10 protein-coding genes are annotated in these 11,898 nt (G+C 43.1%); 4 read left to right on the top strand and 6 right to left on the bottom strand.

The annotated features are described in order from the left end of the window. Positions 1-819 precede the first annotated feature (819 nt). The 6 genes from FH603_RS26705 to FH603_RS26680 form a co-directional block, all read right to left on the bottom strand. Entirely contained in the window at positions 820-1,059 is a 240-nt protein-coding gene (locus tag FH603_RS26705) for a hypothetical protein (protein WP_186742162.1), read from the bottom strand. A gap of 285 nt (positions 1,060-1,344) precedes the next feature. Further along, positions 1,345-1,737, bottom strand: coding sequence for a LytR/AlgR family response regulator transcription factor (locus tag FH603_RS26700; protein WP_186742159.1), 393 nt, complete (start codon positions 1,735-1,737; stop codon positions 1,345-1,347). Positions 1,738-3,337: 1,600 nt separating this feature from the next. Continuing rightward, positions 3,338-4,129: an IS5 family transposase gene (locus FH603_RS26695; protein WP_186742157.1), complete on the bottom strand. Its 792-nt coding sequence runs from the start codon at positions 4,127-4,129 to the stop codon at positions 3,338-3,340. A gap of 624 nt (positions 4,130-4,753) precedes the next feature. Further along, positions 4,754-5,761, bottom strand: coding sequence for an IS110 family RNA-guided transposase (locus FH603_RS26690; RefSeq protein WP_186742155.1), 1,008 nt, complete (start codon positions 5,759-5,761; stop codon positions 4,754-4,756). A 284-nt stretch (positions 5,762-6,045) separates the two neighbouring features. Beyond that, on the bottom strand, positions 6,046-6,306 hold the full coding sequence (locus tag FH603_RS29365; RefSeq protein ID WP_186742153.1) for a transposase: 261 nt from the start codon (positions 6,304-6,306) through the stop codon (positions 6,046-6,048). 127 nt (positions 6,307-6,433) lie between these two features. Then, positions 6,434-6,772 carry a COG3415 family protein gene (locus tag FH603_RS26680; RefSeq protein ID WP_186742150.1) on the bottom strand — a complete coding sequence of 113 codons (339 nt, stop codon included), beginning with the start codon at positions 6,770-6,772 and terminating at the stop codon, positions 6,434-6,436. Between the two features lie 780 nt (positions 6,773-7,552). Between FH603_RS26680 and FH603_RS26675 the strand changes: the two genes are divergently transcribed. The 4 genes from FH603_RS26675 (at position 7,553) to FH603_RS26660 (ending at position 11,810) form a co-directional block, all read left to right on the top strand. Further along, positions 7,553-8,221, top strand: coding sequence for a sugar transferase (locus FH603_RS26675; protein ID WP_186742148.1), 669 nt, complete (start codon positions 7,553-7,555; stop codon positions 8,219-8,221). Between the two features lie 143 nt (positions 8,222-8,364). Then, entirely contained in the window at positions 8,365-9,627 is a 1,263-nt protein-coding gene (locus FH603_RS26670) for a glycosyltransferase family 4 protein (protein ID WP_186742146.1), read from the top strand. Between the two features lie 614 nt (positions 9,628-10,241). Then, the gene (locus FH603_RS28800) at positions 10,242-10,502 is read left to right on the top strand and encodes a hypothetical protein (RefSeq protein WP_235985474.1); all 261 of its coding nucleotides are present in this window, start codon (positions 10,242-10,244) and stop codon (positions 10,500-10,502) included. A 306-nt stretch (positions 10,503-10,808) separates the two neighbouring features. After that, positions 10,809-11,810, top strand: a complete 1,002-nt coding sequence (locus FH603_RS26660) for an IS110 family RNA-guided transposase (RefSeq protein WP_186742144.1) — start codon at positions 10,809-10,811, stop codon at positions 11,808-11,810. Positions 11,811-11,898 lie beyond the last annotated feature (88 nt).

Genomic DNA, 11,898 nt, shown 5'->3' with positions numbered 1-11,898 from the left:
AGCTTTATATTGTTGTTTTTCAATGGTTTGCAACAAATCCAAGTCTTCCTTGATTTTAGTCGAGTAATTCATCCCACTAATATACGACATGAAGCTTCTGATTTAGTATAAGAATAAAATGCTTGTATTAAATTCCATTCGTAACAAGCTCATTGATCGAGTGTATGCCGTGGTTCGCCAGGGAGAAAAATATAACAAAATTTATGTTTCACCCCTTGCATGAATCATAGAAATCGGAGTGGGCCTACGTGGCTGTTCAAAAGAAGTTACTTCTATTAGCTTATGGATTATGGCGTCATCAAACAACGTATAATTCAATGTATTCGATTCAGGCAAAAAGAGAAACCTTATCAACTAGTAATTCGGATCAGAATGACAAAAAAATAGTCCCGACTAGCGGCACTACACAGGATCAATCCACCGTGGCAGAATTGTCCTTTGGATAAGTTAAAGATATTGAAAATATCATAACCAAAAATTTGGTTTTCACGACAGTACCAGCGGCTGAATGCTAGCTAAATACAGCCAGGTGACCGAAGATGATGAGGTGTATTCATAATCTTTGACAATGAGACCTGAGTATTGATGACTGTGGACCGGTTTCGTTTTCCAAAAAAAGCAAGCCATTTAATTAGCTCATTGTCAACTGAAACGGGTACACTAGGTTTTGTCAGACCAGACTTTTTCGTCACTGTCCACTTACAGCCCCACCCCGGGGCTTTATTGCATCTGGCATGTCTCACAGAAATATGACCAAATATAGTTTTACTATTGATTTAAACAACAATTAAATCAATAGTTGGTAATGTGAGGGAGCGGTTAATTCTCGTGACTGGGATATGGGCCCTCACTAGCTTGGTCGTTGTAATCGATTAGCATAACTAGGTATTTCAGATCGGCAACGGTAACAATAGCCCGAGCGAACCCTTCAAAGGGGAACAGGCTGGACAACTGATGAAGCGATCCGATCACGCCTTTGTAGCGGTTACGCTCGACTCGTTTGGTGTCTTTCAAAAAGCCCAACGAGATCAGAAGGTCGTACGTTATAGACATCTCCATCTAATAACCGTTGGCTGGTTTGGCTGCGAGATGTTTGCACCTAAGTGAAGACAGCTATAGTTTTATTGAACCAATGTGGACTTGTCCGCATGGGTTAGATAGTAGTTTAAAAGCCCGGATGCAATTGCATCCAGGCTTTTTCTTTAGGCGTTGCTGGTTAACTCGCATTATCTTTGATCTATCAAACTGGCTTTCGAGCCGGTATGGTGTGGATAGATGTGGAAAGCCCGATGCTGCTAGTGCCGGGTTTTTTTGCTTCTATACGATTCGAGAGGCTATCCTGTATTACGAAGGGGTTTCAACTTTACTATTAAGTTGGGCGACTACCATCCCCATTTGACGGCGGGCTATAATCAGCTGAACGTCATTCGTTAAGTGCACCAAGGCTTCACCCCGGCTTCTAACATCAAGACTCGATATATGCATTACATTGACAATATGTTTTTTATGAATCCGCATGAAGCCGGGTAGTGATTCATAACTAGCCAGCGTATAAGCTACCATTAGTTTCGCGTCGTCAAGAAGGTGGAAGCAAACGTAATTACCTACTCCTTCAAGATAAACTACCTGAGAAAGTTTCACTTCCCGTCTTTTGGGAAAGCCGGGCGAATTAAGGGCATGATGAACTAGCTGCCTTGAGCAACGGCGTAGATCGGCGGTATTGTGGATAGTTTCCATAAAGAGGATGAATATAGGTTGTATATAAGTGAAAACCTTGCAATATGCTAACAATGAGCTATTAACATATCAAAATTGGTAACTTTGTTTAAGTATTATTATTTGTTGTAATAAATAATATAATCATAACGAGGTCCGGTCTGCCTGTGACATCTCCGGTCTGCCTGTGACATCACTTACACGTTAAAGCCGGGCTTTTGGGGTAGTTGCCTAGTAAGTGATTATAGATCCGTGCATTAGCCTGTAAAGAAACTTTACTTCTATGTTGTCACATAGTGTCACAGAAACACAAGTCATCGTGCCTGAATTTACAGACTTGCTCACGGGTCAATAGTTAGATCTAAATTGTAGTTATCGTTTCATACACGAGTAGCATACGAAAGCTTGAACGGTAGAAAGGACAGCATACTGCTGACCGCGAATGGTCGGTTGGTACGCTCTACATTGGGCGACTGATGGTAGTACGGGCAGCAGCTACGGAAAGTCAGCCGAAGTAGAACAGTAGGAGCAGGATTATCGCTAATACAGTGATAGTCGTTGTTTCTAATAATTTCGTGTTTTGCTAGAGAAAGAGGAATTTTACTGTCAATTTATAAGCTAACACGTTGATCATTAGCACACATACTTATTTACTTTAAGAAAGTAAAACATCGAGTTGAAAAGTACACGTATAATCAAGTGATTTACATCCGTGCTTGCGGTGTTATTTCTCGACGATTCATTGACGTTCGTTTAATTTCAGGATATTAAGACCATCAACACGATGTTGAGTCACAATGGTGTCGAGTAATAAAGAAGCCCGGATGCGATTGCGTCCAGGCTTATTTGTCATTAAAGGGGTGAGTCAACGTTAAAAGTAAAGAAAGACCATAAAGGAAAAGTAGTTTAACTACATAAGAAGCTTAATGTTGACAAGCTTACGCCTTAATAATCAGACTATTAACTTAGACGTTTTGTTACTTATGTTAACAGCAATTATAATCGTATTTATACTAGCAGGTACTGTTACCTACTTAATTGTTAAAAACGGGATGGTATGTCGGGAAGAACAACTATACAGTGTATACCAAAAGGCGTTAACAGGAACAGACAAAGAGGCCGCCGTTCGGGCAGGCCAGGCTTACTACCGGTACATTAAAAACAAGAAATTATCGTACTTCGATGAGCAGGCAATCGTAAAAGATTTAATGAGAATGAATTAATAAGTGTAGATGCTACCCTAAATCATTACTGCCTATAGAAGACCTTTTCGACGATAGGCCATTTCAGCATATTGGTACCCATAAAGAGAAGTTTATTAGTATTGACACGTGAGTAAGTCTATAAAACACGTAAAATGAATAATGTTTCTATTAAGCTTAATAGTAACATGTGAGCAACATCGATTTACAAACTGATGTAAGGATCTATAACTGGTAGTGGCTGAACAGTGTTAATAAATTATTCACGGATGGAAACATAAAAAAATTTAAAACGTAAATATATCCTATATGGTCTTCATTGAGCCATACCACAACTATCTTACCATCGAATGTTTCTCTCTAAATCTGCCGAGGGCAGTCAACACGTATCTACAACGTCTTAAGAGGGTGTTGGGAAATTATATTTGGGGCGTTGATTTAATTCGTTGCAACATTATCTGGATGTTGGCTAAAAGAAGCCAACCAACCGAAGAAGATAGCGTGTACTCATAATCTTTGACGATCCGCCGGAAAAAGTTGGTCCAGGCAATGCTCCCGCGCCGGCGGACCGGCTCCACGACCCACCGCTTGGCAACCGGTACAAAGCCTTGAGCCGATTCAGGGCGGGAAGCTCGCTCAAAACCAATACCCCAACTAGCCAGCGCTTTGGCAAAAACACCGCCGTACGCCCCATCACCAAAAACCGTTTCAACTCGATCACCATACCACAAGATATCACTTACCAGAAGCAAGGCGGCAGGGCCATCAGCGCCATTCGCTGCATGTACATGAGCCGCCCACAAGCGGCCACCAGTATCAACCAATAGTTGGCGCTTGCGTCCGTTCACTCTCTTATGCGGGTCCAGACCTCGGTACTCACAAATAATAGGGGCTAGCTTAACACTTTGACTATCAACACAAAATGCGGACGGTAATGCCTCTCGTTCTTCTTGTTTTCGATCCAGCTGGTTTAATGCCCGGTTGATTTGTTCAAGCGTACCATCAGTCTTCCACCGGTCAAAGTAATAATAAACGGCCTGCCAATGTGGGTACTCGCCTGGTAAGTTTCGCCATTGGCAACCGGTACGAAGCAGCCATAGAATGGCGTTCATTACGTCACATAAATCGAGCTTTCGCTTGCGTTTGAGGGGTAGGAAAGACGATATTGCGGCCCATTGGTAGTCGGTCAGTTTAGTAAACTGTTTGGTCATGTCTTTGTAGTTTGGCGACCACAAAGGTGACACGACTACCAGCCTTTTTCAATTCCCAAACACGTTCTTAGAGTAATGTAGCGACTAATCAGAAGTCGGCTGCTATGGCGCTTATCCAAATAAGAGATTGGGCCATCAAGCAGAAAGCAAGCGCCACTTTATAAAAAGACCCGGTCAACTAGCCGGGCCTTTAAGATTTACACAACGTCAGACTTGTTCTTTCGTTCAAACTGACGGACAACAAAGTTTTGACTAGCTATTTTATTAGGGTCACATAAAAAAAGCCCGGCTGTGAGCCGAGCGTCTGGTTGATCAGCGATTGGTTTTTAATTGGTCACAGCGGTCAACAATGTATTCGAGAGCAACCTGCTCGATTAATATTGGGTCATCGCATACTTGGGGTTTTTGCCGTGCTGGTATAAACTATAGACCCGTGAATTAGTCCGTGAAGAAGGGAACCTCCTTTTTATGGAAAAAGCAACGGATGCGTTTGGGATCTGCCTGTAAGTAATCAACCTCTTCCAGCACGGCGGCTTGGAGCGATTCTAGGCTTGTAAAGCCCCTATTTTTCAAGGCTCTTTTAAGTTGACTCCACACTAATTCCACCGCACCGATTTCTATGGTTTATGCAAGGGTCGGCGCATAGTTTTTGTCATATTTTCCACCCCGGCGCACCACCGCGCAAACTCGATGAATCAGCTTGTTACGAACCGCATTGAGTACCAGCATGGTATGTTTACCTTCGGTCAGTTTGCGTACATAATAGTCTTGAAGATCGCCTTTCATTTGAATGGCTGACATAGCCCCCATATGGATTAACGATCTGAGCCGTTTACGGGCCTGGTGGCTCACCCTGGTTTTACCGCGTATGCTACTGCCAGAACGGTACTCAAAAGGGGCAACCCCAGCATGACAAGCTAGCTTTTTGGGGTCATTGATGGTCTGCATCTCGTTGGTAGTGATGAGCAGTTCGGTGGCGATCACCGGTCCAATGCCTGGCACGGAGACCATCAGAGCGAACAATTCTTTCAGCCGCAGATCAGCCTCAATAAGTTCTTTAATCTGCTCTTCGACGAATTTTCGTTCTGCTTTGAGTGCAGCCAGCGACTTCTCAACATTGCCCTTGAGGTTCTTTTGCAGCGACTTGCTGATGAAAGTTTCCTGCTCGGTGACCGGAACCGATAGCAGATTATAAGCTTGAGTGAGCCGCTGGCGGGTGGCACTTAGAAAGGCAAGTCTTTGGATAACTTCGCGTGGTGGCTCCCACAGGCGTATTTGGTCGTGAAAGCGGTAGGCGTATGGAGCAATGCGCTGGGCATCGACCTTATCGGTTTTGCCTCGTTGCATACCCCCGTCCTGTTTGATTTGCAGGGAAGACTCCAACCAGACGGCGAGTTTGAGTTCATGGAGTGATTCCAGCAGATGGGCATTGTAGATACACGTATGTTCCATGCAGAACACAGCCTGTTTAGGGTTCCAGCCTAGAAGTATCTTAAACTCAACTAAAGCGGTTTTGATACCCGCCAGTGTGTTAGGGGTGTGAGTGCTGAGTTGCAAACCCTGTTGGGTATAGACTGCCCAGTCGAGCGTGTCTTTGGCGATGTCGATTCCGATAAAGTAGCAAAAGTCCATATTGCTGGTTAGTTTTGGTAAGTAGTCAACAACTTGCTTTTACTCGAACCCTTTCATGGGCCACGAACCCTAATTTCTATCCGAGTCTGGGCAAATAAAACAGAGTGGGGACTGAATCGGTGCTTAGGTCTGACTCCTCGGCGGCCCGGTAGTGTACCCACTTTGGTGACTACTGGCAAGCTACCAAATCTTAGAATCTTACCAGCCCACAAACCTAAAGGGCGGCCCGGCGGATTGAGCATTGGACTGTAAGCTGGCAATCGTTCCAGATGCACTCGACCAGGTCAATGGTGAAGCCAGTCTCTAACGGTTTGCGAACGGTGGATGGCCGCCCCATCCCAAATAATCAACAGGTTTTGACGTCGGTAGTGCCAACAAAGCATGCCTAAGAACCAGCTAATCGCTTCGCTGTCAAGAGGCTGATCTTGCCCCGCCATATATAAGCGACCGTTGGGGTCAATAGCGGCAATCAGACTGAGGTGTGCTCGGCTGGTTTGCTCCACAAGCCAGAGTGTCTGGCCACGAGGAGCCCAACTATGAGCCACGAAAGGTAACAAGTAACAAGCGGCTTTGTTCACATAGAGAATCGTTCGCCCTTCAGCTTGAGCTTTTTGAGGGCGGGCAGGCGTCCCTTTTGCCAGTTGGAAACAATCTGGGAATCCTGTTGTCGGGCTAGAGGGACAGGTTTTTGGCGATCGACCCGGTGCCCTGGTTCAGCCTACTTTTTGAGTAGTCGGCTGATCTGAGACGGATCATCGCGGACGCCAAAGAGTTTGTCAATAACCGCCCCGTCGGCCCGGCTAGTTGATGCGTAATCGAGTCCAGACCTGACAAGCCGTGGTGCTCAGCGCCTTCAGTCAACTCCGTAGTTAGCTGGTCGAGCTGCTCCAACGTTAGCCGGGGTGGTGCTGAGGCCCGTTTGCCGGTTATTAAACTGGCCTCTCCCTGTTGGCGAAAGGTCTTGAGCGCTTGACTAACCCGGGCGGGTGTCAGATCGAATGACCGCGCCATATTGGCCTACTTCGAGCCTGCTTGTTGGAGTTTGACGCGGCCATGAGTCAGGGCTTCATAATCTGCCTGTTCATAAGTAGCCATAAGAAGCCGAAGCAAGAACGTCAATGAACTTACTCACAGATTAATTCCATAATTTGAAAAAAAAGTAAAAAATATAAACTTATTATCTACCTTTTTAATATATAAGTAATTAATGTAAGTTTTAATTTATACAGGTTTTCAATAAAGAAAATTAATATTGTCCTGTGATGCTTAATGATGATTAATAATGTGTGCTTTTAAGTATTCAAGTTCGTTTGGAATCTATTCTTACCGTGTATCTAAATTTTCATATGTACATTAAATATATTGAGTAATTTATTTATCGGTGCATAAAAGGAAAAGTTATATTAAGTATGTTATAAGTACATTAATTTGATTTACGTTTTTAATTAATGGGATACTAGTTTTAAACTTCTGTTTTCATTTTTAATAAAAAACTTAAAATTAGTTTTATAAAGTAGGTAAGTCCTCTGACATAGTAATTTTAGAATTGTATAATGTTTCTCTACATTTCGGATGTCATATAAGAATAAGCGATAATGGTTGATAACCGGCTACGAAAATTAATATCCGGTTGTAGGAAGCAGCTTAAATTTATAGGATTTTAACAACAACTAAGGCTACGGAAGTGAGCATGGTCATCTCTGTCATTATTAATATAGACACGAAGCAAACCTATCCTTGTGTCCAGTAAGTGATCTCATCCTCTTTTACATCAATAAATAGCAATTAGTTATGTTGACTTCTGTTAGTGTAGAAACTTTACAGCCAAAAACATCTCAAGAAACTCTTATTACTAATTATGAACATAATATTTTTTGGAAGCGATGCTTTGATTTTTTTGTTTCGGTATTAGTAGCACTATCAATTCTTATCTGGCTAATTCCCATCATTGGTATTTTAATACGTTTGGAATCACGAGGTCCAATCCTGTTTGTTCAGTTACGGACGGGTCGAAACGGTCGTCAGTTTCGGTGTCTTAAACTTCGAACGATGACTTATAACCAAACAGATACTTTTAAACAAGCGGTGCCAAATGATAAGCGGGTAACAAACATCGGACGGTTTTTAAGGAAGACAAATCTGGACGAAATTCCACAGTTCTTTAATGTTTTAGTAGGTGATATGAGTATCGTTGGCCCGCGTCCCCATGCTATCGAACATGATGCAAATTACTGGTTTATCCTGCCCGATTTCGAAAAGCGATATACGGTTTTGCCGGGTATTACAGGACTAGCTCAGGTTCGTGGAGCCAGAGGTGTTACCGATGATCAGAAAGTGAAGATGCAACACCGCTTGCGTTACGATTTGTTCTATATAAAAAAATATACCTTGTTACACGACATTCAGATTTGCTGGTGGACATTAAAGTCGACGTTAAAAGGCGACAAAAATGCATGTTAGAACCATTTGATTAATTGACCCAATTTCACTTTTACCATCCGCACGCATTACTATTTCGTAAAGAATTAGGCTTGACATATAAGGTATAGCAAGTAATGATTCTGGAAATGTAAACATGTGTACTAAATTTTAACCATTTATAAATGAAAATACTAGTTAGTAGTATGACTTTTGCGCCAGACCACAGTGGTATATCATTGTATTCCACTGATTTTGCTACGTACGCATCAGAACAAGGTCATGACGTCACTGTAGTTACGGGCTTTTCGTGGTACCCGAAATGGGAAAAAAGACCTGAGGACAAAGGGAAATTACTTAAAACAGATTATTTTAAATCTATTAAAGTATTAAGAGGCTACTTATATGTTCCTAAAAAAGTTACTTCGCTAACCCGGGTAATACAAGAAATTACCTTCATAATTTTTGCTTTTATTAATTTCTTCCGTGCTGGCAAGCATGACGTAATCGTTGTGTTTACTACCCCAATAAACTTAGGTTTGATAGGGGTTTTGTTCCAAAAGTTTTGGAAGGCTAAGCTGATTATTAATGTTCAAGACTTACAGTTAGATGCCGCTCAGTCACTGGGAATGCTTGGAAAACTACCTATCATTGACGTGATGAATGCTGTAGAAAGCTACAGCTATAGAGAAGCCGATTTAGTGACGTCCATCTCTGATGGTATGATTAATTTGATCAGACAGAAAGGAACGCTGGACGACGATAAAATTTACTTGTGGCCTAACTGGATTGATGTCAATGAAGCAAATCAGAAGGGAACTGGAGGAATATTTCGGGATAAATTTCCTCAGTATAAGAACAAAATAATAGTAGGTTACGCCGGCAATGTAGGCGTAAAACAAAGTTTGTCGTCATTAATAGACCTAAGCGAAAAATTTAAAAATTATACAGATCTTGTCTTCTTAATTATTGGTCAAGGGGGCGATTTGATAAATCTAAAGGCATACGCTGCTACTAAGAAAACGAATAACATCGACTTTATTGATTTTCTTTCGCAGGAAGACTACTACAACTTCCTGTCTGACGTGGATGTAGTTTTTCTGTCGCAGAAAAATGACTCAGGCGATGCCTATTTCCCATCAAAGCTGCTGGGTATAATGGCTAAGAAAAAGTTGATATTTGTTGCCGCTGGTAAAGATTCTGAAATATACAAAGTGGTGGCCAATAATAAGTTAGGTATTTCGGCTGGTATTGACGAGCTTGAATATATGGAGATTTTGGTAAATAACTATTTGCAAAATAGAGATCAGTTCAAATTTTACGAGTCGAACGCTTTTGACTTTGTGAATCAGTTTGACAGAAGTCTGGTTTTAAGGAGGTTGTTTAATCGGATAAATGATTCTATCCTGTTTGCGTCATCAATCAGTAAGAACGTGGTTGAAAATTGATAAAGGCTGATAGTTATGTCACCTGTGTAGCGACCAAGTAACAAGTATATTAACGAACGGGCAGTCGCGCAAACAATTTAGTAAACTGACGTCGCAGGTCGCCCTGCGACTACCAGTGGGCAGCAATATCACTCTTTCTGCCTCCTTAAACGTAAGCGAAAGCTGGATTTACATGACATTATGAGTGTGATCTTGCGTTTGCTTCATACCGGCCGCTAGTGGCCGCCCGCGCGGTGGCGAAATCTACCCATGGGTATCCACATTGGTAAACCGCACACTGGTCCGCTAGCCTGGGATTACTTTGATCAGTGAAGAACTGATGGAATCTTGGTACGAACTAACCGGGTGGTGAACCAATGGGATCGAAAACAAGAAGAACGCTAGGTATTACCATCGGTATTTTTTGTTGATAATTAGAGTCGGTCTGCCGATGCGGTTAAGCTAGTTCCCAGGATTTGTGAGTACCGAGGCTTTCATCCGCATAAGAAAGTAAACGCGAGGCCGCCCGTGCGGAGGCAAGCACCAACTATTTGTTGATACTGACGGTCGCTTGTGGGCGGTCCATGTACATGCGGCTAACGAAACAGATGACCCTGCTTCACTAGTTTTAGTGAATGCTATTTTGTGGGTACGGCGACCGGGTCGAAACGGTCTTTGGTGGTGGGTCCTACGGGGGTGTTTTTAGAAAAGCGCTGGCTGGCTGGGACATTAATTTCGTGCTTGTTTCCCGGCCCGAATCGGCTCAGGGCTTTGTTTTTGTTAGCAAACGATGGGACGTTGAGCCGGTCCGCCGGCGCGGGCGCCTTGCCTGGAAAAATTATTTTCGGCCTATCGTCAAAGACTACAAATACACGTTATCTTCTTCGGTCCGCTAGCTGCTTTTAGCCAACATTCAGATGATGTTACAACGGATCAAGCCGACATCCCAAATATAATTCCCCAACACGTCTTTAATTTTGAGCAGTGGTAAAATTTCAAGAAGTTCACTTGATGTATGCTACTCTCATTCAGGCACTTTAGCCAACACGTAAGGACATAAAACCTATCTTGAGTTTGAATCCTGGCTGAGCCTTTCAAATCATACACTGTATAGAAAATAAGGCTTTGGAGCCTACTAGTAAGGCTTAAGTGCTGTTTTGAAAGCGTAGTGTAAAGCAGTTTTCACCTAAATTCTTCTTGTCATGCCATTTGATTTCTTTCTGGGTATCGATGTCGCTAAGCAGACCCTGGATTATGCTTTTATCGATCAGCAAGGCAATCTGAAAGCTCAAGGCCAGATCCCCAATGCCCAAAGACCTATTGAGCTCCTACTTGAGGAACTCCATCAGCGTTTTAATATGGAGCCGGTTACCACCCTGATCTGCCTCGAACACACGGGCATTTACAGTAATCATCTGCTGGAGGTATTAACTCGACCAGACTACCGTGTCTGGTTAGAATCCGGTAAGCAGATTCGCTATTCGATGAGGGTCCATCGGGTAAAGACCGATAGCGCCGATGCCCTCAACATCGTTCGTTATGCTCAACGACACCAGGCTCAGGCCAGACTCTGGAAGCCCGAGCCCAAGCTCCTAACCTCACTGCGCAGCCGATTGCTACTAGCGGTAAATACTCTTAAACAACCTCTTAAGGAAGCTAAGCCGTTTGTGGATAAAGGTATCGTTAGGTCGCTGGAAAAGGCCTCTGCTAATTCCCTGAAAGCCCTGGAAAAGGATCTGGAAGCGGTCAATTGCCAAATTGAGACGTTAATCAAGAGAGATCCCGAACTCAATCGTTTGTTTCATCTACTAACCTCTATTGTAGGCATTGGTGCTGTCACCGCAACAAGTCTCATTCTGGCTACCAAGGCGTTTACTGATGGCAAAACCGCTAAGCAGTTTGCTTGCTATGCAGGCGTCGCTCCCTTCCCGTATCAATCGGGTAGCAGTATCCGTGGCAGAACACGCGTCTCACCTATGGCGGATAAGCATATGAAGACGCTGCTTCACTTATCGGCCATAACGGCCATTAGAGCAAAGGGAGAGGTGCAGGATTATTATCAGCAGAAAGTCAAAGAGGGAAAGAATAAAATGGCCGTCCTCAACGCCGTTCGAAACAAGTTAATCTTGCGTGCCTATGCGGTAGTAAGTAAAAACCAAGAATATGACAAAACTTATACTTATACTAATTCAAATCACAGATAGCGTATTTTTGTTCTATGAAGTATGCAGATAAAATACACGAGGACGTAGACTTTCTCCAGAGAGCGGAAAAAGCGCAGAGCAATGCCAT

It is taken from the genome of Spirosoma utsteinense (assembly GCF_014282275.1).
GTDB classification, from domain to species: Bacteria; Bacteroidota; Bacteroidia; order Cytophagales; family Spirosomataceae; genus Spirosoma; species Spirosoma utsteinense.
Note: the sequence above shows the minus strand (reverse complement) of the source record. Positions and strands in the feature narration are given on the sequence as shown.

What these genes read in the sequence shown, in the direction of transcription:
- FH603_RS26675 (WP_186742148.1), top strand. Translation starts at nt 7,553, where the DNA reads ATGTTGACTTCTGTTAGTGTAGAAACTTTACAGCCAAAAACATCTCAA.
- FH603_RS26660 (WP_186742144.1), top strand. Translation starts at nt 10,809, where the DNA reads ATGCCATTTGATTTCTTTCTGGGTATCGATGTCGCTAAGCAGACCCTG.
- FH603_RS26695 (WP_186742157.1), bottom strand. Translation starts at nt 4,129, where the DNA reads ATGACCAAACAGTTTACTAAACTGACCGACTACCAATGGGCCGCAATA.
- FH603_RS26680 (WP_186742150.1), bottom strand. Translation starts at nt 6,772, where the DNA reads ATGGCGCGGTCATTCGATCTGACACCCGCCCGGGTTAGTCAAGCGCTC.
- FH603_RS26670 (WP_186742146.1), top strand. Translation starts at nt 8,365, where the DNA reads ATGAAAATACTAGTTAGTAGTATGACTTTTGCGCCAGACCACAGTGGT.
- FH603_RS26700 (WP_186742159.1), bottom strand. Translation starts at nt 1,737, where the DNA reads ATGGAAACTATCCACAATACCGCCGATCTACGCCGTTGCTCAAGGCAG.
- FH603_RS28800 (WP_235985474.1), top strand. Translation starts at nt 10,242, where the DNA reads ATGCTATTTTGTGGGTACGGCGACCGGGTCGAAACGGTCTTTGGTGGT.
- FH603_RS26705 (WP_186742162.1), bottom strand. Translation starts at nt 1,059, where the DNA reads ATGGAGATGTCTATAACGTACGACCTTCTGATCTCGTTGGGCTTTTTG.
- FH603_RS26690 (WP_186742155.1), bottom strand. Translation starts at nt 5,761, where the DNA reads ATGGACTTTTGCTACTTTATCGGAATCGACATCGCCAAAGACACGCTC.